At 65.1% G+C, this 23430-nt stretch carries 20 protein-coding genes; 12 read left to right on the forward strand and 8 right to left on the reverse strand.

Going from position 1 to position 23430, the window contains the following annotated elements; genetic code table 11:
* Positions 1–14: 14 nt before the first annotated feature.
* Together iolE and iolB are read left to right on the forward strand one after the other, a co-directional pair.
* Positions 15–914, forward strand: a complete 900-nt coding sequence (gene iolE / locus AC1DGP_RS07475; protein WP_441491951.1) for a myo-inosose-2 dehydratase — start codon at positions 15–17, stop codon at positions 912–914.
* A gap of 14 nt (positions 915–928) precedes the next feature.
* Positions 929–1729: a 5-deoxy-glucuronate isomerase gene (gene iolB / locus AC1DGP_RS07480; RefSeq protein WP_441505041.1), complete on the forward strand. Its 801-nt coding sequence runs from the start codon at positions 929–931 to the stop codon at positions 1727–1729.
* Positions 1730–1787: 58 nt separating this feature from the next.
* Here the strand turns inward: iolB and AC1DGP_RS07485 are convergent, their stop codons facing one another.
* Complete coding sequence (locus AC1DGP_RS07485) at positions 1788–2012, reverse strand: hypothetical protein (RefSeq protein WP_441491953.1); 225 nt, start codon at positions 2010–2012, stop codon at positions 1788–1790.
* A gap of 636 nt (positions 2013–2648) precedes the next feature.
* Here AC1DGP_RS07485 and AC1DGP_RS07490 point away from each other — a divergent pair.
* The 4 genes from AC1DGP_RS07490 (at position 2649) to AC1DGP_RS07505 (ending at position 8393) form a co-directional block, all read left to right on the forward strand.
* Positions 2649–3245, forward strand: coding sequence for a TetR/AcrR family transcriptional regulator (locus tag AC1DGP_RS07490; RefSeq protein WP_441491954.1), 597 nt, complete (start codon positions 2649–2651; stop codon positions 3243–3245).
* A gap of 162 nt (positions 3246–3407) precedes the next feature.
* A complete protein-coding gene (locus tag AC1DGP_RS07495) occupies positions 3408–4565 on the forward strand; it encodes an efflux RND transporter periplasmic adaptor subunit (RefSeq protein WP_441491955.1) in 1158 nt (385 codons plus the stop codon).
* Complete coding sequence (locus AC1DGP_RS07500) at positions 4562–7717, forward strand: efflux RND transporter permease subunit (protein WP_476831926.1); 3156 nt, start codon at positions 4562–4564, stop codon at positions 7715–7717. Before AC1DGP_RS07495 ends, AC1DGP_RS07500 begins: the two co-directional genes overlap by 4 nt.
* A 124-nt stretch (positions 7718–7841) precedes the next feature.
* Entirely contained in the window at positions 7842–8393 is a 552-nt protein-coding gene (locus tag AC1DGP_RS07505; RefSeq protein WP_441505044.1) for an NADPH-dependent FMN reductase, read from the forward strand.
* Between the two features lie 105 nt (positions 8394–8498).
* On the opposite strand, the gene AC1DGP_RS07510 is transcribed toward AC1DGP_RS07505, so the two are convergent.
* On the reverse strand, positions 8499–10397 hold the full coding sequence (locus AC1DGP_RS07510) for an FUSC family protein (RefSeq protein ID WP_476831927.1): 1899 nt from the start codon (positions 10395–10397) through the stop codon (positions 8499–8501).
* A 281-nt stretch (positions 10398–10678) separates the two neighbouring features.
* On the opposite strand from AC1DGP_RS07510, the gene AC1DGP_RS07515 reads away from it, so the two are divergent.
* The 6 genes from AC1DGP_RS07515 to AC1DGP_RS07540 all read left to right on the forward strand — a co-directional run bounded on the left by AC1DGP_RS07515 (position 10679) and on the right by AC1DGP_RS07540 (position 15955).
* Positions 10679–11068, forward strand: coding sequence for a c-type cytochrome (locus tag AC1DGP_RS07515; protein ID WP_441505046.1), 390 nt, complete (start codon positions 10679–10681; stop codon positions 11066–11068).
* A 436-nt stretch (positions 11069–11504) separates the two neighbouring features.
* A complete protein-coding gene (locus AC1DGP_RS07520) occupies positions 11505–12320 on the forward strand; it encodes a cytochrome c oxidase subunit II (protein ID WP_441491961.1) in 816 nt (271 codons plus the stop codon).
* Positions 12321–12384: 64 nt separating this feature from the next.
* Positions 12385–14145, forward strand: a complete 1761-nt coding sequence (locus AC1DGP_RS07525) for a cytochrome c oxidase subunit I (RefSeq protein ID WP_476831928.1) — start codon at positions 12385–12387, stop codon at positions 14143–14145.
* A gap of 12 nt (positions 14146–14157) precedes the next feature.
* A complete protein-coding gene (locus AC1DGP_RS07530; RefSeq protein ID WP_476831929.1) occupies positions 14158–14877 on the forward strand; it encodes a cytochrome c oxidase subunit 3 in 720 nt (239 codons plus the stop codon).
* A 12-nt stretch (positions 14878–14889) separates the two neighbouring features.
* Positions 14890–15612: a heme-copper oxidase subunit III family protein gene (locus AC1DGP_RS07535; RefSeq protein ID WP_476831930.1), complete on the forward strand. Its 723-nt coding sequence runs from the start codon at positions 14890–14892 to the stop codon at positions 15610–15612.
* A 7-nt stretch (positions 15613–15619) separates the two neighbouring features.
* Positions 15620–15955: a cytochrome C oxidase subunit IV family protein gene (locus AC1DGP_RS07540; RefSeq protein WP_476831931.1), complete on the forward strand. Its 336-nt coding sequence runs from the start codon at positions 15620–15622 to the stop codon at positions 15953–15955.
* A gap of 99 nt (positions 15956–16054) precedes the next feature.
* Here the strand turns inward: AC1DGP_RS07540 and AC1DGP_RS07545 are convergent, their stop codons facing one another.
* The 6 genes from AC1DGP_RS07545 to AC1DGP_RS07570 form a co-directional block, all read right to left on the reverse strand.
* Entirely contained in the window at positions 16055–17575 is a 1521-nt protein-coding gene (locus tag AC1DGP_RS07545) for an amidohydrolase family protein (RefSeq protein ID WP_476831970.1), read from the reverse strand.
* A gap of 20 nt (positions 17576–17595) precedes the next feature.
* Positions 17596–18453, reverse strand: coding sequence for a LysR family transcriptional regulator (locus tag AC1DGP_RS07550; RefSeq protein ID WP_476831932.1), 858 nt, complete (start codon positions 18451–18453; stop codon positions 17596–17598).
* A 235-nt stretch (positions 18454–18688) separates the two neighbouring features.
* Complete coding sequence (locus tag AC1DGP_RS07555) at positions 18689–19678, reverse strand: ABC transporter substrate-binding protein (RefSeq protein ID WP_441491968.1); 990 nt, start codon at positions 19676–19678, stop codon at positions 18689–18691.
* Complete coding sequence (locus tag AC1DGP_RS07560) at positions 19675–21444, reverse strand: thiamine pyrophosphate-binding protein (protein ID WP_476831933.1); 1770 nt, start codon at positions 21442–21444, stop codon at positions 19675–19677. Before AC1DGP_RS07560 ends, AC1DGP_RS07555 begins: the two co-directional genes overlap by 4 nt.
* 19 nt (positions 21445–21463) lie before the next feature.
* A complete protein-coding gene (locus AC1DGP_RS07565; protein WP_441491970.1) occupies positions 21464–22963 on the reverse strand; it encodes a tripartite tricarboxylate transporter permease in 1500 nt (499 codons plus the stop codon).
* A gap of 7 nt (positions 22964–22970) precedes the next feature.
* Entirely contained in the window at positions 22971–23429 is a 459-nt protein-coding gene (locus AC1DGP_RS07570; protein WP_476767762.1) for a tripartite tricarboxylate transporter TctB family protein, read from the reverse strand.
* Position 23430 lies beyond the last annotated feature (1 nt).

Consider the following 23430-nt stretch of genomic DNA (forward strand, 5'->3'; position numbering starts at 1 on the left):
AAGGACACTTATCCATGCCCATCCGCATTGGTGCCAACCCGATTGGCTGGTCGAATGACGATCTCCAGGAGATCGGCGGCGCGACATCGCTCGAAACCTGCCTCGCCGAGGCGCGTGAGGCCGGCTTCACCGGCATGGAGCTTGGTCACAAGTTCCCACGGCAACCGGCAGCCCTGAGGGCGGCTCTCGCCCCCTTCGGCATGGACTGCATCTCGGGCTGGTATTCAGCTGAACTGCTTCAGCGCGACGCCGACGAGGAGATGCACCATCTGCGGCCGCATCTCGATCTGCTCAAGGCCATGAGCTCGACCGTGCTGGTCTTCGCCGAGACCTCGAATGCGATCCATGGCGACCGCTCGAAGCCGCTCTCGCAGCGCCCTGTGATGAGCGCGCAGGACTGGGCCGAGTTCGGCCGCCGGATCACGCAGGTTGCCGAGCGCACGCTGAGCGAAGGCGTCCGGCTGGTCTATCATCACCACATGGGCACGATCGTGCAGAGCGAAGCCGATATTGACGCCTTCATGGCGGCGACGGGCCCTGCCGTGCATCTCCTGCTCGACACCGGCCATGCCACCTGGGGTGGCTCGGACCCAGCCGCGCTCGCCGCGCGCTATCGCGAGCGGATCAGCCATGTCCACGCCAAGGACGTGCGCCCGCATGTCATGACGCAGGCAGCGGCGGAAGGCTGGAGCTTCCTTGATGCCGTGCTCGGCAAGGGCAGCGATCTCGGCATCTATACCGTGCCGGGCGACGGGATGGTCGATTATCCCGCCGTGTTCCGCGCATTGCCGGGCTATTCCGGCTGGGTCGTGGTCGAAGCCGAGCAGGATCCGGAAAAGGCCCATCCGCTGACCTATGCCAAGAAGGGCGTCGCCCATCTCAAGCACAGCCTGAAGGAGGCCGGGCTCGTCTGAGGCCCGGATGCGCCATGTCGAAGCTGCTCGTCAAACCATCCGCCCCAGATCAGGACGGCCGCATCCATCATGTCACCCCGGAATCGGCCGGCTGGGGCCATGTCGGCTTCGAAGTCTACCGGCTCGCCGACGGCCAAGTGCTTGACCGGGAGACCGGAGACCGGGAGGTCTGCGTCGTCCTGCTGTCCGGAAAGGCCGCAGCCATGGCCGGGGGCACCGATTTCGGCATCATTGGCGGTCGGTCCTCCCCGTTCGAACCCGACCCCTGGTCGCTCTATGTACCGGCCGGATTGTGCTTTGCCGCGACGGCGCAGGGCCCCTGCGAGCTGGCGATCTGCTCGGCGCCGGGAAAACCGGGTTCAAAACCCCGGGTGATCGCGCCAGGGGATGTCGGCTGCATGACGCGCGGCAGCGGTACGAACACCCGCCATGTCCGCAATATCCTGCCGGAGACCGAGCCCGCCGAAGGGCTGCTCGTCGTCGAGGTGATCACCCCGTCAGGCAATTGGTCGAGCTATCCGCCGCACAAGCACGACCAGGACAGGCTGCCGCAGGAATCGCTGCTGGAGGAGACCTATTACCACCGGCTCTCGCCGCCCCAGGGCTTTGCGCTGCAGCGCGTCTATACCGACGACCGTTCGCTCGATGAGACGCTCTGCGCCGAGGACGGCGATGTCGTGCTGGTGCCAAGGGGTTATCATCCGGTCGCAGCACCGCACGGCTATGAACTCTATTATCTCAACGTGATGGCGGGTCCGAAGCGGGTTTGGAAGTTCGCCAACGATCCGGCCCATGAGTGGATCGTCAAGCCCTGAACGGTCGGGCGCGGCGGGTCGCGCGAATGCAATCCGCCGCCTTGCGATGCCCCGGCGCTCAGCGGCGTTTCCGGATTTCCCGCAAGCGTTCGATATCGGCGCAGAGACGCTCGGCGATCTCCGGGGGATATCCACGCAGGACCCGGCCCCGTTCCAGCGAGGGTAGCCACAGCAGATAATCGACATCCCGCTCGTGGCACCATTCCGGCGAAGAAATCGCGACCATCTGCCCGGCCAGGTCAGACCAGATCATGCGTTCCCCGCCGCCGTTATCCTTGGTCATGCCCAGCCCCCCGCTGGAGATTCAGAACAGCGTTACCTGATATTTGTTCCAATCACCTAGTATTTTGGCCATTCTAATTCTTGCGTTACTCCTCTCTCAGAGAGTCTGACGTGATATTTCTCAATAATACTTGAGAATCCGAAACCCTGAATTCCGCGACCGGCCCCATCGGCAATCACAGATCCGCCGCAAGTCGGGACCCTTCCAAAATATACGACCCAAAGACCCCGAGAACGATTTTCACAGTACAAATAAATCATAACCTCGGTAAAATACCAGAGGATCATCTGACTGGATCGCTGAAGATGGCTTGGGGTCTCGTTTCAGATACTCCTGCCCTTCGGCGGAAGCTGCGGGCCAACACGACTTGCACTCGCCTGAGAGGGGCGTCGCGCGCCGCCGCCGGCATTACGCCATGCTCGGCATGACCCTTGGCCAGGCCAGCATCTCCCTTGCGTAACGATCTCGTGACTAAGGCCGTCACCAGGCGATCGCGTGCGCCCTTGCGTCCCGCTTCACGCTGAAATATCCTCACTTGTAGATTTTATAGCAATCATCCGAGCAATGCCGCGATCCGAGCGATCCACTTCCCCCAGCCCAGCTCCGCGCCCTCGCGGTCGGCGGCTCAAGGACCAGATGTCGGGCCGCGAGGCTTTGCTTCTCGCTGCGACGAGCGCCTTTGCGCGTCATGGCTATGACAGCGTCGATCTGCGCAGCCTGGCCGCTGCCGCCAAGGTCGACCCCGGGCTGGTGCGTGTGCATTTTGGCGGCAAGGAGGGGCTCTGGCTCGCGAGCATCGACCATGTCGCCTCGTATACGACGCAGCTGCACGCCGAGATCCGACGCCTGACGGCCGAGACACGCCCGCTCAGGGACCGAGTGACCGATGCCATCCGCCTGACAGTGCTTTTCCATTTCAGCCACCCGGAACTCGGCCTCTTCATCGCGCAGCAGGCGAGGGAGAGCGGGGCGCGACTGGCCGCATTGAAGGAACTCCTGCTTCGTCCCGCGCTCGATGCCTTCATACCGCTTCTCGATCAGGCGGTTCGCGAAGGTGTCACGCATGCGAGCGACCCCTTCATCGCCTTCTCCATTCTCGCCGGCGCATTCTTCTGGCCCTCGACCGCGCCCGACCTCGTTCAATCCCTGTCCGCGAGCCCGATGGATCGCGGACAGTTTCAGGAGCATTTCCTTGAGAATCTCGTCGCCGTATTCCTGTCCAAGCCTGACTAGAGGGAGGACACCCCTGCCTCATGCCCCCGCAAAGACGATGAAGGCTACCCGCGCTTCCGGTGGGCAATGCTCGTGGTTGGATACGGGCCTTGCTCATGGAAGACTGCGCGATGCCCCGACGGCGACCGCGCCGCGACCTGCACTACTGGAAGGATGCGACGGATGACCACCTACACGCCGCGGCGCCGTTTCGCGCTCTTCAGCCTTGCCTTCATCTGGCCGCTGCTTGGCGCAGCAACCCTGGCCCAGGCGCAGGGGGCCGCGCCCCCGCCTCAGGTGACCGTGGTCGAGGTCAAGGCCGGCAAGGTGCCGCTGACATTCGAGTATGCCGCACGCGTCGAGGCCTCGCGGGAGGTTCAGGTCCGGGCCCAGGTTGGCGGGATTCTGCTGAAGCGGAACTTCGTCGAGGGCGCCGAGGTCAAGGCCGGCGACATTCTCTTCGAAATCGATCCGAGGCGCTACGAGGCCGACGTTGCCAAGGCCAAGGCACAGCTCCAGCAGGCGGAGGCACAGCTCGCCCAGGCGACGCGTGATGCCGAGCGCTATACGCGGCTGGCCCTGACCGGCTCCGGCACGGAAAAGGCGCGCGATGACGCCCTCTCCGCCAAGGAACTCGCAACGGCTTCGGTCGCCGTCGCTCACGCCGACCTGAACGTCGCGGAACTCAATCTCGGCTACACCAATGTGAGGGCGCCGATCAGTGGGGTCACGAGCCGCGAGGAGTTGCCCGAGGGCAGCCTGATCGGCACCACTGGCGACAGCAGCCTGCTCACCAAGATCACCCAGCTCGACCCTGTCTACGTCATCTTCAACTCCAGCGAGAGCGAAGTGGCCGAGGTCAGGGCCCTGCTCGAGGCACAGGGCATCTGGGAGCGTGCCGGGGAGGTCCTCTCGGTCAAGCTCACCTACGGCGATGGCCGCGTCTATGCGCAGCCCGGCGTCATCGATTTCGCCTCCTCCGGCCTTGATCCGGAAACCGGGACGCTGCGGCTGCGTGCCGTTGTCCCCAATCCCGAGCATCGCCTGCTGCCCGGCCAGTTCCTGCGCGCGATCGTGATGGGGGTCGTGCTCAACGACGCCATCGTCGTTCCGCAGGCAGCCGTCTCGCAGGGACCGCGCGGACAGTTCGTCTACACAGTCGACAGCCAGGGGAAGGCCGAAGCCCGCCCCGTCGTACTCGGACGTCAGGTCGCCGACGGCTGGATCGTCACCTCGGGCCTCAAGCCCGGCGACAAGCTGATCACGGAGGGGATCATCAAGGTTCGTCCCGGCGCGCCGGTCTCGATCGCTGCTGCGGCGCCCGGAGCTGCCAAGCCATGAATCGCTTCTTCATCGACAGGCCCGTCTTCGCCGCCGTCATCTCGATCGTCATCGTGCTTGCCGGCCTCGTCGCGATCCGGGCGCTTCCGATCGCGCAATATCCCGAGCTGACGCCGCCGCAGATCGTCGTCAGCGCCACCTATCCCGGCGCCAGCGCCGAGACGATCGCGCAGACGGTGGCAGCGCCGCTCGAGCAGCAGATCAACGGCGTCGAGGGCATGCTCTACATGCAGTCCTCGAACTCGAGCAGCGGCCAGATGTCGCTGACGGTGACATTCGCTCAGGGCACCGATCCCGATCAGGCAACGATCAACGTCAATAATCGCGTCCAGCGCGCGACGCCGACCTTGCCGCAAGAGGTCACCCGGCTCGGCGTGACGGTCAGCCAGCGCTCGACCTCCATCCTCGGCCTCGTGGCGATGTATTCGGAGAACGACCGCTTCGACACGACCTATGTCGGCAACTATGCCCTGCTGAACGTCATTGACGATCTGAAGCGCATTCCTGGCGTCGGTGACGCGGCATTGCTCGGCCAACGCGACTACTCGATGCGGATCTGGCTGAGCCCCGACAAGCTCGCCCGCTACGGCCTGACGACCACCGATGTCGCGGCAGCCATTCGCGAACAGAATGCCCAGTTTGCAGCCGGCCGTTTCGGCGATGAGCCGAACGACCCATCGACCCCCTTCACCTATTCCGCCACGACCCAGGGGCGTCTCCCGGATGCCGAGGCGTTCGGCAACATCATCCTGCGCTCCGACATCAACGCGGCGACGCTCAGGCTCAGGGATGTGGCGCGGGTCGAGCTCGGCTCGGCCAGCTATACCGTCGACAGCAAGCTCAACGGCAAGCCTGCGGTGCCGCTTGCGGTCTATCTTCAGACGGGAGCGAACGCGCTCTCGACCATGGAGGCGCTCAAGAGCCGCATGGACGAGCTGAAGCAGTCCTTCCCGGAGGGCATGGCCTACAGCATTCCCTACGACACGACGAAGTTCATCCAGGTCTCGATCGAGGAGGTGGTCAAGACCTTCGTCGAGGCCATCGTCCTGGTCATCCTCGTCGTCTTCCTCTTCCTGCAGAACTTCCGGGCGACCCTCATCCCGGTCATCGCGGTGCCGATCTCGATCATCGGCACCTTTGCCGGCATGTACATGTTCGGCTTCTCGATCAACCTGCTCACCCTGTTCGGCCTCGTCCTCGCCATCGGCATCGTCGTCGACGACGCGATCGTGGTTCTGGAGAATGTCGAGCGCATCATGGCGACCGAGCACCTGTCGCCGCGAGAGGCTTCGATCAAGGCGATGAGCGAGGTCACCGGGCCGGTCATCGCGATCGTCCTGGTGCTGTGCGCGGTCTTCATCCCCGTGTCGTTCATGGGCGGGTTGGCCGGCGCGATGTACAAGCAGTTCGCGGTCACGATCGCCCTGTCGGTCACGATCTCGGGCATCGTCGCGCTGACCCTGACTCCGGCTTTGTGCGCGCTGATCCTGAAACCGGGCCATCAGGAGCCGGCATTGCCGTTCCGGCTGTTCAACCGCTTCTTCGACAAGCTGACGAGCGGCTACGTCTCCGGTGTCGGCTTCCTGGTCAAACGCTTCGCCATCGGCCTTGTGCTCTTCGCCGTGCTCATCGCCGGCACCGGCATCCTGTTCCGGACCATTCCGGGCTCGCTGGTTCCAGACGAAGACCAGGGCGTGCTGCTCGGGGTGGCCATCCTGCCTCCGGCCGCCTCGCTGAACCGCACCGTGGCGGTGATGGATGAGGCTGCGACCAATATCGGCAAGCACCCGGCTGTCGAAAACGTCTTCGCCATTTCGGGGTTCGACCTTCTCTCCGGAAGCGAGCGGACCAGCGCCGCCACGACCTTCGTGACGCTGAAGGACTGGAGCGAGCGCCGAACCCCGGACCTCGATGCGCGCAACCTGGTCAAGACGTTCACCGGCATGAATATCGGGATCAAGGACGCCATGGTCCTGTTCTTCAATCCGCCGCCGATCAGCGGGTTGAGCACCACGGGCGGGTTCGAACTCTATGTGCAGGATCGCACCGGAGGCGGCGTCCCGTCGCTCTCCGCCGCCACCGCACAACTGGTCGAAGCCGCCTCGAAACGTCCCGAACTGGCCGGCGTGCGCACGACCTTCGACACCGGCGTTCCGCAGTACCGGCTCGACCTGGACCGCGACATGGCCAAGGCGCTCGGCGTGCCGATCAGCTCCGTCTTCGAGACGATGCAAAGCACGTTCGGCAGCCTCTACGTCAATGACTTCACGCTCTATGGGCGCAACTACCGCGTCAACCTGCAGTCGGAGGCCGCTTTCCGTCAGGCACCGAAGGATCTCAAGCAGGTTTTCGTGCGCTCGAGCAACAACAAGATGGTGCCGCTCGATACGCTAGTGAAAGCCGTGCGCGTCGCCGGCCCCGACCAGTTCGAGCGCTTCAACGCCTTTGCCGCGGCCAAGGTGATGGGCAATCCGGCGCCCGGATACACATCGGGCGCGGCGATCGCTGCGATGCAGGAGGTGGCGCGTGAGTTGCCGCAGGGCTTCCAGATCGCCTGGACGGGCTCGGCCTATCAAGAGCTCGCCACCAGCGGGACCGGCTCGCAGGCCATGATCTTCGGCATCATCATGGTGTTCCTGATCCTCGCCGCGCAGTACGAGAAATGGACCCTGCCGCTGGCGGTCATTCTCGCGGTTCCATTCGCGCTGTTCGGGGCGCTGCTCGCGGTCTGGCTCCGCGGCCTGACCAACGACGTCTACTTCCAGATCGGCCTTGTCACGCTGATCGGTCTGGCCGCCAAGAATGCCATCCTGATCGTCGAATTCGCCGTTCTGGTGCGGCAGGAGGGCATGAGTGCCGCCGAGGCCGCGCTCGAAGCAGCGCGGCTGCGCTTCCGGCCGATCGTGATGACCTCGCTCGCCTTCATTCTCGGCGTCGTTCCGCTCGCGATCAGCAGCGGAGCGGGCTCCGCGAGCCGGCACTCGATCGGCACGGGCGTGATCGGCGGCATGTTGGCGGCGACCTTCATCGCCACCTTCTTCATCCCGATGTTCTACCGGCTCATCGACTGGCGCGACCCTCGCCCGGCCAAGGATGCAGGGTCGGCGGCGAAAGTCGAGGTGACGGCGGAGAAGGCGGGAAGCTCGATCTGAACCTCGGACCGGTCTCGTATCCACCTCGCTCACGTCGCGCGCGGCCGGGATGATCGCGCGCGACAAATCGGGTGTCGGGCACTAGGCTCGACGCCGCAACCAGCACGATGTGATGGGACACACCATGAGCGAATTCAGAATTGCCGTCGTGATCGGCAGCCTTCGTCGCGATTCCTTCAATCGCAAGCTTGCCACGGCCATCGCCAAACTCGCCCCGCCCGAATTCAGGTTTCATCAGGTCGCGATCGGCGATCTGCCGCTCTACAATCAGGATGACGACGCGAACCAGGCCCCGGTCGTGAAGCGACTGAAGGCTGAAATCACCGGCTCCCAGGGCGTCATCTTCGTCACTGCCGAGTATAACCGCTCCATCCCCGGCGTGCTGAAGAACGCGATCGATCAAGCCTCGCGGCCCTATGGGCAGAGTGCCTGGGTCGGCAAGCCGGCCGGTGTTCTCGGCGTGTCGGTCGGCGCTATCGGAACAGCGATTGCGCAGCAGCATCTGCGCAATGTCCTCGCCTATCTCGACATGCCGACGCTCGGACAGCCGGAAGTCTTCATCCAGGCCAAGGATGGCTTGTTCACCGAGAGCGGCGAGATCGGTGATTCCAGCCGGGCTTTCCTGCAAGGCTGGATGGATGCCTATGTCGCCTGGGTGAAGAAGCACTCAGCCTGAGGCGCCCTTTCTGGGAAAATCTAACGACGACATCCCGGCTCTGTGCCGCTGAAGCGGCCTGACCGGGATGAGCGCCGAGCTTGCGCCGGCCTCCTGCGCACGCCATTACGCGCCGGCGAGAAAGGCCTCCGCCTGCCGAAATGCTGCTGCGGCCTCCTTCACGGCGCGTGCGGCCTCGGCATTCGCGATTGTTCGCGCGGCCTCGTCGAACAATTCCGGCCTGGGCGATTCCGTCCTGAACCGCCCCAGAGCCGCGAGCCCCTGCGCAATCAGCCGCCGATCCTCGTCCCCGAGCCCTCCCTCAGACATCAACCGCTGCAGCGCCGTCGCCGCGATGCCGAGATTGAGCACGCCAAGCAGGCCATGCGTAGCGCCGCCATCGCCCTCTCCGGCTCGGGCGAGGTGCAGAGTGAGGCGCATGATCTGCCGGGTCATGCCCTGATCCCAGCTTGCCCCGCGCCTGGCCTGCGGATTGGCGAGGAGCCGCTCGAGGTCTCGCCGGATATCCTCGCGGGTCCTTGCCGCGTGCCGGTCATGCCTGCGCGGCAGCAGAATGAAGCTGCTTGTCACCAGCACCGCAGCGGCGACAAGCGCGCCGGCCTCGCTCAGGATTGCGGCGGGTCTGGTGACGGCCGGCAACACCGCCTGGCTGGCCAGGAGAAAACACATATTGGCGTCGATCGCCGCGATTGCCGTCCTGCGGCTCGCGCGCGCCAACCCTCCAAGCAGGAGGAACGGGGCCACAGAAACCAACAGCTCGGGCACGGTCTGGACATGCGGCTGCACGCCGAAGCGATAGATCAGGGCAGCCACCACCCCAGCCAGCACCCCCTTCAGCATATGCGGCGCAATGGCCTGCGGCTGCGCCAGCGAGCCCAGGACCATCGAGAAGATGCAGACTCCCAGCGCTGCGAGCTCCGCCACCGGCCAGTTTGCAGCATAGGCCGCAGAGGCAGCCAGCCAGGTGGCCAACCCCGACACCGCGCCGGCGGTGGTGCCCAGCGACCAGTCGCCATGAGGATTGTGCAGGAAGACAGGCACCAGGCCGGAGAGCTCATCTCCGGCCGGGCGGTCCGCACTGAGCGCGGCTTCTGCTGCGACCAGCCGCCGCAGACTGTCCGACAGGCGGGGATCCAGCCCTTCGGCACGGGGCACCTCCCCTTGCGCCTCTGTCTCCCGTTCGAAACGTTGCGCCAACCGGTCAAGTTCTGCCAGAGCCCTGGCGTTGGTCTCCTCCGACGCCTCCCGCGACGCAGCCGCGCGCCCTGCCGACATCACCAACAAGGCGGCCGCGACCAGTGCATCGACGCGCTTGCGACGCCGCGAGCCCCGCAGCGAGCCTGCCGTCATCTGATCCGCCGCCTGGGTGACGCTGCTCATCTCGGCGAGAAGCTGCCGTTCGGCTACGGCAACCCGATCCTGCGGAACGCCCTGGAGCGCCAAGGCTGCGAACCGCACCGCTTGCCGGGCCATCAGCCGCGCCCGGGACATGAGAGCAGAACGCGATGCTGACGGCGTGAATAGCGCCGTGACCAGCGTCACCACCGCCACGCCGATCAACGTGCACTCAACCCGTGCAATGGCGATGTCCCAGGATCGTTCCGGAGAGAACACCGTTGGCAGGATGACGATGGCCGCGGTCATGCCGCTCATCAAGGCGCCATAGGCGGTGACGCCGCGCAGCACAAGCGTCAGCGCAGTGTTGAAGCCGACCCAAAGACCAAGCGCGAGCAACAGAAAATAGTGGTTGGGAATCAGATGCAGCAGGCCGAAGCCGACGGCTGCACCAATCAACGTTCCGAGAATCCTGAGAAAGCCACGGGCGAACAAGAGCCCGCGCGAGGCTTGCGCCACAACCCAGACCGGCATTGCGGCCCAATAGGCGTTGGTGATGTGAAGCGACGATGCGAGAGCAAATGCGAGCCAGGCGGCAAGAGCCAGCAGCGCTGCTTGCCGGAGGCCCGCACCATCCAGCCCCAGCCGGAGCAAGGGCGAGGACCTCACGGCCACGGCTCGCGCATGTCCTGAGCAGCCTTCTCCAAGCGGACCTCATGTCGGTCGGTTGCCCGGCACCAAGCCCGGCGGGCGTTCACGCCACCATACCGCATGAGGCCGGTGGACGAGCCTGCATCGGCGGGCACGACCATGTCGACGACTGAGACCGACCGGTTCCAGCGCAGGCAGATTGGAGCTGCACCAATGATAGTGTAGGATTTGTGGCTACGGATGCGCGGGCCGGCCTGCTGCGTGTGGTGGGGCGAACCGAACCCGAAGGAGGCCCTTCGATGATACGCTTGGCCTTGACGACCGTCCTGCTTCTCCCCCTCCTTTCCCATCCAGTCATTGCCGCAGCAGACGCCACCTCCGGCGAGAAGATCTTCCTGCGATGTCGTGCCTGCCACCAGATCGGCGAGACCGCGAGGAATGCGGTCGGCCCGAAGCTCAACGGCCTGATTGGGCGCCCGGCAGGGTCCGTCGAGGGCTACAGCTACTCGGCTGCCAACAAGAACTCCGGCATCACCTGGGACGAGCCGACGTTCCGCGATTACATCAAGGCGCCTCAGGCCAAGATCCCCGGTACGAAGATGGTGTTCCCCGGCCTGAAATCCGATCAGGAGATCGACGATATCGTCGCCTTCCTCAAGCAATTCGACGCCGACGGAAAGAAGAAGTAGCCGCCTTCGACGCGCAGGTGCGGCGATAGCGCGGCTGGCTCAACGCCGGCCTCGATTGACAACCAGCGAACGCGGCTGGACAATATTCAGCGACCATAGGCTGAGAAGCGGAGCGCTTTGCAGCCTGGGCGGGAGCTTTGCGTCACATGTGACGCGCAATCGTCTGACGAACCGGGAGGTTCGGCGATGGCGAGCAGGAAGCGACGCTTGAAACCGGTTGACGCGCTCGTCCGAGCCCGCGCCACGCGATCCCTCTGCGCCATCCCTCCAGTCTTTCTCCCTGCCCCGTTCTCGCCGCTCCCCGGCACCGCCATGAGCAGGCGGTATCGTTCTCGGGCCGACGAGAAGCCCGCTTTCACGACGTCGCCACGCTCCTATCGCGTCGCGGCGCCGACCGGACCCCGTTCATCGCCGCCATAGGCAAGGGTGACTGACCATGGGTGTTGCCGTCGTACTTGCGCTGGTCGTGGTCGGCTCGGTGGCGTTCCACCTGCTAAGCCCATGGTGGTGGACCCCGATCGCCTCCAACTGGCACTATATCGACAACACCATCATCATCACCTTCTGGATCACCGGCACCGTCTTCGCTGCCGTGGTGCTGTTCATGGCCTATTGCCTGTTCCGCTTCCGCCATCGCGAAGGACATCGGGCAGCTTATGAGCCGGAGAACAAGCGGCTGGAATGGTGGCTCGCGATCGGGACCGGCATCGGTGTCGCCGCCATGCTGGCGCCTGGCCTCGTCGTCTGGAAGCAGTTCGTGACGGTGCCGGCCGATGCCGCAACGGTCGAGATCGTGGGCCAGCAATGGCAATGGAGCTATCGCCTGCCCGGCGCCGATGGCCGGCTCGGAGCGACCGACGTAACCCTTGTCAGCCCCGAGAACCCGCTTGGCCTCGATCCAAAGGATGCGCGCGGCCAGGACGACATCATCATCCAGGGAGACCAGCTTCACCTCCTGCTCGACAAGCCGGTGAAGGTGCTGCTGCGCTCACTCGACGTCGTCCATGATTTCTACGTGCCCGAGTTCCGCGCCAAGATGGACATGATCCCGGGCAACGTCACCTATTACTGGTTCACGCCGACCCGTACCGGCACGTTCGAGGCGCTGTGCGCCGAACTCTGCAGCACCGGCCATACCTTCATGCGCGGTGGCGTCGTGGTCGAGCCGGAAAGCGAATACCGCGCATGGCTGCAGCAACAGAAGACCTTCGCACAGCTCACCGCAGCGGCGCGGGCGCAGGCGAGAAACTAGGGGATGGAAGACGGCTGAGCCTCCGACGAGGCGTGCCATCTGATGGAGAGCGGGAGGCGGTTTGATGGTCGATGTGCCGAGTGACGCTGCCGGACCTCTCTCGACCGCCGAGGTCGAGGATGTCGAACTCTATCATCCGAGAAGCTGGGTCACGAAATATGTCTTCTCCCAGGACGCCAAGATCATCGCGATCCAGTACTCGTTGACGGCGCTGGCGATCGGCCTCGTCGCCCTCGTCCTGTCCTGGCTGATGCGGCTGCAGCTCGGCTTCCCTGGCCTCGTCTCCTTCATCGACCCGGAGCGCTACTACCAGCTCATCACCATGCACGGCATGATCATGGTGATCTACCTGCTGACCGCGCTGTTCCTCGGCGGCTTCGGCAACTACCTGATCCCGCTGATGCTCGGCGCGCGCGACATGGTCTTTCCCTATGTCAACATGCTGAGCTACTGGATCTATCTGCTTGCCGTGCTGGTGCTCGTCGCCGGTTTCTTCGTGCCGGGCGGAGCGACCGGAGCCGGCTGGACCCTCTATCCGCCGCAGGCGATCCTCCCCAACACGCCCGGGCAGCCCTGGGGCATCATCGTGATGCTGGTCTCGCTGATCCTCTTCATCATCGGCTTCACCATGGGTGGGCTGAACTATGTCGTGACCGTGCTGCAAGGCCGGGCGAAGGGCATGACGCTGATGCGCATGCCACTCACCATCTGGGGCATCTTCACCGCGACCGTGATGGCGCTTCTGGCCTTCCCGGCTCTCTTCGTCGGGGCGGTGATGATGCTGCTCGACCGGCTGATCGGAACGAGCTTCTTCATGCCGTCCATCGTGGCTCTGGGAGAACAGCTCCCCTATCGCGGCGGCAGCCCGATCCTGTTCCAGCATCTGTTCTGGTTCTTCGGGCACCCTGAAGTCTACATCGTCGCATTGCCGGCCTTCGGGATCGTCTCCGACCTGATCAGCACCCATGCGCGCAAGAACATCTTCGGCTATCGCATGATGGTCTGGGCGCTGGTGGGGATCGGCGCGCTCAGCTTCGTCGTCTGGGCGCACCACATGTATGTCAGCGGCATGCATCCCAGTTTCGGGTTCTTCTTCGCGACCACGACGCTGATCATCGCCATCCCGACCGCCATCAAGGTCTATAACTGGGTGCTGACGCTCTGGCGCGGCGACATCCATTTCACCTTACCCATGCTGTTCGCGCTCGGCTTCATCGTCACTTTCGTCAATGGCGGTTTGACCGGGCTGTTCCTCGGCAATGTCGTCGTCGATGTGCCGCTCTCGGACACGATGTTCGTCGTCGCGCATTTCCACATGGTGATGGGTGTTGCTCCTATCCTCGTCATCTTCGGCGCGATCTATCACTGGTATCCCAAGGTCACCGGGCGGATGCTCGATACCACCCTCGGAAAACTGCATTTCTGGGTCACTTTCCTCGGCGCCTACCTGATCTTCTTCCCGATGCACTATATCGGCTTGATGGGCGTGCCGCGCCGCTATCACGAGATCGGCGACATGGCCTTCGTTCCGGCGTCGACGGCGACGCTGAACGGCTTCATCACCATCGTCGCCCTGATCGTCGGCGCCGCCCAGCTCATCTTCGTCTTCAATCTCGCCTGGAGCCTGAAGCGAGGCCGGCCGGCTGGCGGGAATCCCTGGCGCGCGACCACGCTGGAATGGCAGACGCCCGAGACACCGCCGGCCCATGGCAACTGGGGCAAGACGCTGCCCGTGGTCTATCGCTGGGCCTATGACTACAGCGTGCCCGGCGCCGCAGAGGATTTCCTGCCGCAGAACCAGCCTCCCGATCCGCAAACGGCGTGAGGAGGCAGCATCGTGGTCGTCATCCTCCTGTTCATGGTCCTGATGGCAACGCTCGCCGGCTGGTGGCTGTCGCATCAGCGGCTGACAGCCAAGCCCTGGCTCGAAGTCGGGGTCATCGACGAGGCCGGAGATGCGGGGACGCGATCCCTCCTGATCGCGAAGCTCGGCCTCGGCGCCTTCCTCGCCGTCGCCGGCTCGCTCTTCGCACTCCTGATCAGCGCCTATTCAATGCGCATGAGCATGACGGACTGGCGCTCTCTGCCGATGCCAATCGTGCTCTGGTTCAACACCGGGCTGCTCATGCTTGCGAGTGTCGCCCTGCATTCGGCGGTAATCGCTGCGCGCTGTGACGAACCGTCGAGCGTCCGCTCTGGACTGCTGGCTGCAGGGGTCTGCTCGCTGGCCTTCCTCGCCGGACAGGTGCTGGCCTGGCGCGAACTCGCGGCTGCCGGCTATTTCAGCGCGGCGAACCCGGCGAGCGCCTTCTTCTATCTGGTCACCGCAATCCACGGCCTGCACATGCTTGGAGGTCTCGTGGCGCTGGGGCGGACAACGGCCCGGTCTTTCGCGCCGGCCGAGCGTACCCCCCAGGCATCGGGCGCCTTGCGCCTCAGCGTCGAGCTCTGCGCGATCTACTGGCATTTCCTGCTGCTGGTCTGGCTCATTCTCTTCAGCCTGCTGATGCGCTGGACCGACGACCTGATCGAGATTTGTCGCGGATTGCTGAGCTAGGAGGCGCGACCGATGAACGAGCTATCGCCAACCGCCCTGAAGCCCGAAAGCATAGGTCTCACCGGCTGGAGCAGTGTCGAGGCGGACTGGTCCGCGGATCAGCGGGCGTTCAGGACGGCCTCCTGGGGGAAGGCCATGATGTGGATCTTCCTGCTCAGCGACACCTTCATCTTCGGCACCTTCCTGATCTCCTACATGACGGTCAGGATGTCGACGGTCGTGCCCTGGCCCAATCCGAGCGAGGTCTTCGCGCTTGAGATCGGCGGCCACCACCTGCCGCTGATCCTGATCGCCATCATGACCTTCGTGCTGATCAGCAGCAGCGGCACCATGGCGATGGCCGTCAATTTCGGCTACCGGCGCGACCGCCGGAAGACGGCGATCCTGATGCTGCTGACCGCACTGCTCGGCGCAACCTTCGTCGGCATGCAGGCCTTCGAATGGTCGAAGCTGATCGCGGAAGGGGTCCGTCCCTGGGGCAATCCCTGGGGCGCCGAGCAGTTCGGCTCGAGTTTCTTCATGATCACCGGCTTCCACGGCACCCATGTCACGATCGGCGTGATCTTCCTGCTGATCATCGCGCGCAAGGTCTGGCGCGGCGATTTCGACCAGGAGCGCCGCGGGTTCTTCACGAGCCGGAAGGGCCGCTACGAGATCGTCGAGATCACCGGCCTGTACTGGCACTTCGTCGATCTCGTCTGGGTCTTCATCTTCGCGCTGTTCTATCTCTGGTGAGGTCGCCATGGCTCAATCAAACACTCCGCACGGCGATACGCAGCAGCATCCCATCCGGCTCTATCTCGTCGTCTGGGCCTGGCTCTTCATCCTCAGTGCCTGCTCCTACATGGTCGATTACTTCGGCCTCGTGGGCTATCTGCGCTGGTCGCTGATCCTGCTCTTCATGGCGCTGAAGGCAGGGTTGATCATCGCGGTCTTCATGCACATGGCCTGGGAGCGCCTTGCGCTCGCCTACGCGATCCTGCTGCCGCCTGCGGCGTTGATGGTCTTCGTCGCGATCATGGTCTTCGAAGCACACTACACGCTCTTCAACCGGCTGGCATTCTTCGCGACAGGATGACGTGCCCGACCGCCCGGCGCGCTACGCCACGACCAAGCAAGCGGCCTCCCCTCCCGACGGCCCCGGGCAGGCGGTCAGGAGGGCGAGGACGCACCGCTATCAGGCGTTGCCGACGCTGCCATAGACCATGCGCCCGCGATGGAATGTGGCGCTGCGTGCGGGCAGGCGGGCGACCGCCTCGGCGGAGCAACTGGCCCCGACCAGCGTGAAGGCAGCGTCATCGCCGGCCTTTGGCCAGACGCGATTGCCACCATTGTCCAAGGGCAGCACCCCGCCGGTGGCGATCGCCATGGCACGCGACAACCGGAACTCATCGCTGCCCCGGTAGAGCTGAGCATACAGGTTGGCTTTTTCCAGCATGTCGGCGCAACCGAACGGCGACCAGTGATCGATCACGCTGTCGGTCCCGGTCATCACGAAGACGCCTGCTTCGCTCAACCGAGGCAGCGGCATCATCAGGCCGCCGATCGGTACCGTCGAGGCGATGGTCATCTGCTGCGCCGCCAGACGGGAGGCGGTTTCGGCCAGAGCGTCCGGAGGGAGCGTGGTGAGCGCGAAGGCGTGGCTGATGGTCACCTTGCCGCGCAGTTCCGGATTCTTTTCCACCGTATCGATCATGTGGTTGATCGCGGCCACCCCGGCCGGATTGGTCTCATGCAGGTGGATATCGACGCCCTTGCCGGTATCGAGAGCGATCTGGAACATCGCGTCGAGCGATTTCTGCATTGAACCGTCGACATTGGTCGGGTCCAGACCGCCGACATAGTGCACGCCCATCTGCATGGCTTCGCGCATCAGGCCGTCGACCTGGGAATGCAGCAGGCCGTGCTGCGGGAAGGCGACGATCTCGCAGCTGAAATCGCTGCGGTGGTTCTCCAGCGCGCGCTGCAGGTGCTCCAGGCTCTTCAGCCCGCTGACCGGGTCGATGTTGCAATGGCTGCGCGCCACGGTCGTGCCCTTGGACTGCAGCAGGGCAATCAGCTGCTCGGCGCGCTGTTGCGAGGTCGGCAGCAGCTTGGGGAGCAGAGTCTGTTCCAGCGCGATCATGTCCATAATGGTCTTGCCCTGGCGCGGTCGCGGCGCCTGCCACGGGCCACCGTAGAAGGTCTTGTCCAGGTGAATGTGCATGTCGCGCATCGCCGGCAGCATGAGCTGGCCATGCGCCTGATAGCGCGGCACGCCGGCGGGCGGAGCGGTGTTTGCCGGGTGCAGCGCGGCGATCTTGCCGTCCTTGATCTCAAGCGTGTGGAGCGCGGTGCGGGTGCCGATGACCGTGTCGCCATCATACTCGAAGCCTTCTTCGAGCCGCACGTCGCTCAGGTAGTAATGACGATCGGTCAGCGTACTCGCGCCGGCCTCGGATGGGCGGCCGGCGCTGGCCGGCGCGGCCTGTGCGCCTCCACCGGCCAGGCCGATGACTGCGCAGGCGGTGGTGAGTTTCCCGGTCTGGCTGAGAAAGCCCCTGCGGCTGTGTTGATGGACGCTTTCCACGTTTGTTTCCTTAACCTCGGGTCTGGGCGTTTCGGCTCCTAGTTTACGAATGGGCTGCGCGGGTTGGCAGCGATATTTGCCAATGATGACTATTCGATTTGGCAATGATGTCCGTCGCGGACATAGCATCACCGTCAACTCGGGCCCGCTCACCGTTCCAGGTGGCAGAACTCGGCCAATCTTGCTGCCAGCATGACGGCCGCGGCGGGCGCGTTGTCGCGGTAGTACAGCGCCAGCTCGAAATCGTTCACCGGCGGCAGGCCTTCCGCCGCGCCCAGAATTCGGTGGTCGGGCAGCCGGCAGCCGGCCGGCAGCAGGGTCACGCCCAGCCCGGCGGCGGAGGCGGCAGCGAGGGCAGCCAGGCTGGCGCTGCTGTAGCTTACACGCCAGCGAATGCCGAGGCTGTCCAGCGCCTGGCAGAGCTCCTCGCGATAGAGACCGTTGAGCGGGAACACCGCCAGCGGCACCGGCGAGCGTTCGATGGCCGGGTGCGCTTGGCTGTCCAGCCATAGCAACGGTTCGAGCCTGGCCGCGCGCGGCGGCTGACGGCGGCGCTGCTTGACCAGGATCAGGTCCAGCTCTTCGCGCTCATAGGCGCTGCGCAGATCGGCGCTGAGGCCGCTGGTGACGTCCAGCCGCAGATGCGGCTGCTCACGGCTGAATGCCGCCAGCAGGTCGACGGTGGGGACCGTAAAATCCTCCGGCATGCCCAGCCGCAGCACGCCGTCGCGCCAGAAGCCGGTCAAGGCGTCATGCGCCTCCTCGTTCAGGGCGATGATGCGCCGTGCATAGCTCAGCAGCCGCCCACCCTCCTCGGTCAGCTCGACCTGATGGGAGGAGCGTTCGAAGAGCGGCTTGCCCAGCATCTCCTCCAGACGCCTGACCTGCTGGCTGACGGTGGACTGCGACAGGGACACGCGGTCGGCGGCGCGGGTGAAGCTCTGGCTCTCGCAGACCGCGACGAAGCTGAGCAGCAGCTGCGGGTTGAACATCGGATAGCGATTCATGCGCCCGCCGCCAGCATTTCACGAGCCGATTTGCCTGATACTAGGCGGTGCGGGCGGTCATGGCCAAGGCGAAGCAAGCCTTCGCGGGCGAATATCCGCGCGTTGGCGTCGGACTCAGCAGCCGCTGAATCCCGTCCTTGAGCTGCGCGCGGCAATCTGCCCGGCACTGGCCTTCGCTCACTGCGCCTGTCGGCCAGACGGAGCGGCGTTGGCGCCTGGCGCCACTGAGGATCCCTCAGCGGTGATTCGGAAAGATCTCCGGGATCGAGAGACATCTGTCGGTAAGCCCCTGTTCCCGGGAATAGCGGGCCATGGCCTCGATCGCCGTGCGGTTGGGCTCGATCCCATAGGGCCAGTAATCCTTGCCCATGACCTCTTCGGTCTGGCGCAGCGCCGCCTCCTGCCAGGGCAGCATCGCCGTGTCATAGGCAAACTGATGCAGCTCGTTGGCGGCGAAGGCCTTGGCCTGCTCGAAGGCCACGGTCAGCGACGCAGCCAGGTCGGGATGGCGATCGGCGATGTCGGAACGGATGCCGATCAGATGCATCGGCGGGAACAGGCCGGTCTTTCGGAAATAGGCCCTCTCAGCCGCCGGAACATCCGGAAACAACCGCCGGATCGCCGGATGCCCGTCGGCGAAGGCCTTCGGCGCGCGCGGCGCGATGATGGCATCGAGCTTGCCCTCGAGCAGCCACTGCCAGAGCGTCTCGCCGGCGGGCAGCCGCGTCGTCTCGAACCGGGCGGGCAGGGTGACCGGCACCTTCTCCTCGCGACCGGGCGCATCGATGCCGCCGATGATCCAATGGACTGCTTCCGGCCGGACGCCATATTCGTCGGCGAGGAGGCCGCGCACCCAGACATTGGCCGTGAGCTGATATTCCGGGACGCCGACGCGCCGGCCGGCGAAATCCTCCGGCCGCTCGATCCCGGAATCGCTGCGGACATAGAGCGCGCTGTGGCGAAATTTGCGCGAAACGAACAGCGGCAGCCCCAGATAGCGACAGGTGCCGCGCGAGCGCAGCAGGAGGTAGGTCGAGAGCGACATCTCGGTTATGTCGAACTCGCCTCCAAGCATGCCGCGCAGGAAGACCTCCTCCGGCGGGAGCACCGACCAATTGAGCGTATAGCCCTTCGGCCGGAACATGCCCGCAATCAGCGGCCAGGTCCGGTCATAGGCGCCGCAGCCGACGGTGAGCCGCGTGTCCTCTCCCAGGGGCCCGTTCATCGGTCGGAATAGCCGGGGATGATCAGCGCATCGATGATGTAGCGACCGCCGGCCGCGACAACGGCAGCGCCCCGCTCCAGCTCGGCGAGCAGCTCGTCGACGCTACGGACCGAAACAGCCCCTTCGAAACCCTGCGCGCGCGCCAGCCCGATGATGTCGGGCGCCGGATCATCCAGCCGCTGGCCGATCCACTTGTTCTCGACCGGCCGGCCGCGCTGGCGTGCCATGCGCTCCTGATGGACCTCGTCGTTGAAATAGGACCGGTTATTGGCGACGACGAGCAGCATCGGCACGCGCTGATGCGCGGCTGTCCAGAGTGCGTTCACGCCCATCAGGTAATCGCCGTCGCCGATGACTCCAATCGTCATCCGGCCGCTGCCCTTCAGCGCAATCGCGGCGCCGATCGTGTGGCCAGGCCCTGTGCCGACGGCGCCGCCGCCATCCTTGCCGAGAAAATCCAGTGGCGTGCGGAACCGGCAGGCGCTGCGCGGCCAGCCGAAGGAGAGACGGGCGAACGTCACCTCCCGATCGCGCGCGAAGGCAGAGATCGTGAAGGCCATCTGTTCGGCGTTGAAGGGCGCGGTACGGTCCGGGCCCTCCGAGGCTATCTGCGTCCAGTGGCTGCCTTCGGACACCAGTGACGGCGCCGGTTGCCAATCCGTACCGGCAGCCTCCAGCAACTGGCTGACGAAGCGATCCGGATCGGCCGCGATCCTGACATCGCAGGCCGGCAATGCCTGATGGTCCATGCTCCAGCCATTGGCGACATGGCCGTCGAGCGAGCAGTGGACGATCGCGGTCGTCAGCGGCTCCTGCGTCTGCGAGGCACCGCAGCGGGCGCTGAGGAAGCCGGCCAGATCGTGCCAGTCGAGGCTGACGATGGCATCGGCCTCGCGCAGCAAGTGCTGCTCGGCGTCGTTCGGGCGCTCGCCGACCGGGGCCAGCGCATGAAGCCGGTGCTCGGTCGGAAAGCCTGATGCATTATGCGTGGTCGTCAAAACCGTCGCCCCCAGCCGCTCGGCCAATGCGATACGGCGTTGCCAATCGCCGGCATGGCGCGAGACCCGGCCGATCAGGAGCAGGGGCGCACGCGCATTGCGCAGGATGTCCAGGGTCCGAGCGATGTCCTCGGCGGGAGCCGCGGCCGGCCGCGGCGGCGCAAAGCGGCGGATATCGGGGACCCTTACCGCGCGGTCGAGCCGGCTTTCCTGCATCTCGGCGTCGAGGCAGACATAGACCGGGCCGGTCGGAGCGGTCCGCGCGATCTGGTCGGCGCGCAGCACGGATTCGACCGCGGCCTCGGCCGAGGCCGGCTGGTCGTCCCATTTGGTGTAATGCCGGACCAGCGCGCCCTGGTCGCGCGCAGTGTGGATCCAGTCGATCCAGGGCCGGCGGCGATGCGCGTCGACCGGGCCCGTCGCGCCGAGGATCAGCATCGGCCGGCGATCGCACCAGGCGTTGAAGATCGTCATCGTCGCATGCATCAGCCCGACATTGGAATGCAGGATGACGGCCATCGGCTCCTGCGCCACCCGCGAGAATCCGTCGGCGATCGCCACCGCGTGTTCCTCGTGCAGGCAGACGATCATCGCCGGGTCATGGTTGCCGAGGTGGTTCACCAGGCTGTCATGCAGGCCCCGGAAGCTCGCGCCTGGAACCAGTGCGACATATCTGTAGCCCAGCGCCCTGATCGTCTCGGCAACGACGTCGCTGCCCCATCTTTCGGTCGCCGGCGCCACGGCGCCCCCCTCGGTCTGCATGGTCATGTCCATCTGGCTGTCGCGCTTATTCGCTGAAGACCTCGTCGCGGCCCTTACGGATCGCCGGCAGGATGGCGACGGTGAGCATGGCGAACGCGATCAGGATGAGGATGGCGGCGATCGGCCGCTCGACGAAGGTCATGGGGTTGCCGCGCGAGATCATCAGTGCCTGACGGAGGTTTTCCTCCATCATGCGTCCGAGCACGAAGCCGAGGGTCAGCGGCGCCGGCTCGAAGCCGAACTTGGTGAGGCCGTAGCCGAACACGGCCAGCGCTCCCATGATCAGGATGTCGGCCGGCTCGTTGTTGATCGAGTAGACGCCGATGCAGCAGAAAATGACGATGCCGACGAACATCAGGCGATACGGCACTTTCAGCAGTTTCACCCAGAGCCCGACCGCCGGCAGATTGATGACCAGCAGCATCAGGTTGCCGACCCACATCGAGGCGATCAGCCCCCAGAACAGGTCGGGCATCTTGGTCATGATCTGCGGGCCGGGTACGATGCCGTGGATCGTCATTGCGCCGACCATCAGGGCCATCACCGCATTGGGCGGGATACCGAGCGTCAGCAGCGGAATGAAGGAGGTCTGAGCTCCGGCATTATTGGCCGATTCCGGCCCGGCGACGCCCTCGATCGCGCCGCGGCCGAAGCGGCGCGGATCGCGGGCCAGCTTCTTCTCGAGCGTGTAGGAGGCGTAGGGCGCGAGCACGGCGCCGTTGCCCGGCAGGATGCCGAGGATCGAGCCGAGCAGGGTTCCGCGCAGGATCGGCTTGGCCGAAGCGCGCAATTCCTCGGGGCCAGGCAGCAGCCGGCCGATATGGGTCTGGCGTACCTGCCGTGACTCGCCATGCTCGAGGCTGCGAAAAACCTCGGCGATGCCGAACAGCCCCATGCCGAGCAGGGCGATCTCGATACCGTCGGCGAGCCAGGTCGCTCCGAAGGTGAGGCGGAGCTGGCCGGTTGTCAGGTCTGGCCCGACAGTCGAGAGCAGCACGCCCACCAGGATCATCACCACGGCCTTGAGCACGGATCCGCGCGCCAGCAGGACTGCGAATGCGAGCCCCATCAGCATGAGCGCAAAGTACTCCGCTGGCCCGAAGATCAGCGCGATGCTGGCCAACGGCGCGGCGAGGGCGGCAATCACCAGTGTCGCAATCGTGCCGGCGACGAAGGAGCCTATCGCCGAGATCCCGAGCGCGATGCCCGCTCGGCCTTGGCGCGCCATCTCATGGCCGTCGATTGCGGTGACGACAGCGCTCGACTCGCCGGGGATATTGAGCAGGATCGAGGCGGTGGAGCCGCCATACTGGGCGCCGTAATAGATGCCGGCCAGCATGATCAGCGCGGCGGTAGGATCGAGCCCGAAGGTCAGCGGGAGCAGGATCGCGATGGTCGCGATCGGGCCGATGCCAGGCAGGACGCCGATCAGCGTCCCCAGCATGCAGCCGGCAAAGCAGAGCAGGATATTGGTCGGCGACAGCGCGATGCCGAGGCCGTGGCCGAGATTCTGCAGGAGTTCCATGCGCGCCTCAGAAGTTGATCGAGAACGACGGGAGCACCAGCATCGGGATCGGCTGGTTAAGCGCGAAGCGGAACAGAAGGGCACAGGCGACCGTCATCGCCAGCGCAAAGACAATGAGCTCGCGCGGCCTGACCTCACGCGAGCCGAAGCCGGCGACGAGCATGGCAAGAGGCGCCGCGACGATGAAGCCGGGCTCACGGATCGTCGCGGCGAAGAGCACGATTCCGGCCAGCACGAAGGCCGGCCCGCGCAGATGCCAGCGTTCGAGCGCGTCGCCATCCTCGATGAAACTCAGCACGACGAGGACAGCACCGCCGATGCCGATCGCTATCGCCGTCCAGCGCGGCACCATGGCCGGGCCGATGACGCGCAGCGTGCCTTGCGCGAGATTGCCCAGCATCAACACGACGACGGTCGCCGCTGCGATGAGGATCAGGCCGGAGACCAGATTCTGCGGAGAACGCACG

The organism is Allobosea sp. 05T433 (assembly GCF_056396065.1).

What these genes read in the sequence shown, in the direction of transcription:
- AC1DGP_RS07495 (WP_441491955.1), top strand. Translation starts at nt 3,408, where the DNA reads ATGACCACCTACACGCCGCGGCGCCGTTTCGCGCTCTTCAGCCTTGCC.
- AC1DGP_RS07560 (WP_476831933.1), bottom strand. Translation starts at nt 21,444, where the DNA reads ATGACCATGCAGACCGAGGGGGGCGCCGTGGCGCCGGCGACCGAAAGA.
- AC1DGP_RS07550 (WP_476831932.1), bottom strand. Translation starts at nt 18,453, where the DNA reads ATGAATCGCTATCCGATGTTCAACCCGCAGCTGCTGCTCAGCTTCGTC.
- AC1DGP_RS07525 (WP_476831928.1), top strand. Translation starts at nt 12,385, where the DNA reads ATGGTCGATGTGCCGAGTGACGCTGCCGGACCTCTCTCGACCGCCGAG.
- iolE (WP_441491951.1), top strand. Translation starts at nt 15, where the DNA reads ATGCCCATCCGCATTGGTGCCAACCCGATTGGCTGGTCGAATGACGAT.
- AC1DGP_RS07505 (WP_441505044.1), top strand. Translation starts at nt 7,842, where the DNA reads ATGAGCGAATTCAGAATTGCCGTCGTGATCGGCAGCCTTCGTCGCGAT.
- iolB (WP_441505041.1), top strand. Translation starts at nt 929, where the DNA reads ATGTCGAAGCTGCTCGTCAAACCATCCGCCCCAGATCAGGACGGCCGC.
- AC1DGP_RS07545 (WP_476831970.1), bottom strand. Translation starts at nt 17,575, where the DNA reads ATGCTATGTCCGCGACGGACATCATTGCCAAATCGAATAGTCATCATT.
- AC1DGP_RS07565 (WP_441491970.1), bottom strand. Translation starts at nt 22,963, where the DNA reads ATGGAACTCCTGCAGAATCTCGGCCACGGCCTCGGCATCGCGCTGTCG.
- AC1DGP_RS07515 (WP_441505046.1), top strand. Translation starts at nt 10,679, where the DNA reads ATGATACGCTTGGCCTTGACGACCGTCCTGCTTCTCCCCCTCCTTTCC.
- AC1DGP_RS07500 (WP_476831926.1), top strand. Translation starts at nt 4,562, where the DNA reads ATGAATCGCTTCTTCATCGACAGGCCCGTCTTCGCCGCCGTCATCTCG.
- AC1DGP_RS07535 (WP_476831930.1), top strand. Translation starts at nt 14,890, where the DNA reads ATGAACGAGCTATCGCCAACCGCCCTGAAGCCCGAAAGCATAGGTCTC.
- AC1DGP_RS07485 (WP_441491953.1), bottom strand. Translation starts at nt 2,012, where the DNA reads ATGACCAAGGATAACGGCGGCGGGGAACGCATGATCTGGTCTGACCTG.
- AC1DGP_RS07520 (WP_441491961.1), top strand. Translation starts at nt 11,505, where the DNA reads ATGGGTGTTGCCGTCGTACTTGCGCTGGTCGTGGTCGGCTCGGTGGCG.
- AC1DGP_RS07490 (WP_441491954.1), top strand. Translation starts at nt 2,649, where the DNA reads ATGTCGGGCCGCGAGGCTTTGCTTCTCGCTGCGACGAGCGCCTTTGCG.
- AC1DGP_RS07555 (WP_441491968.1), bottom strand. Translation starts at nt 19,678, where the DNA reads ATGAACGGGCCCCTGGGAGAGGACACGCGGCTCACCGTCGGCTGCGGC.
- AC1DGP_RS07540 (WP_476831931.1), top strand. Translation starts at nt 15,620, where the DNA reads ATGGCTCAATCAAACACTCCGCACGGCGATACGCAGCAGCATCCCATC.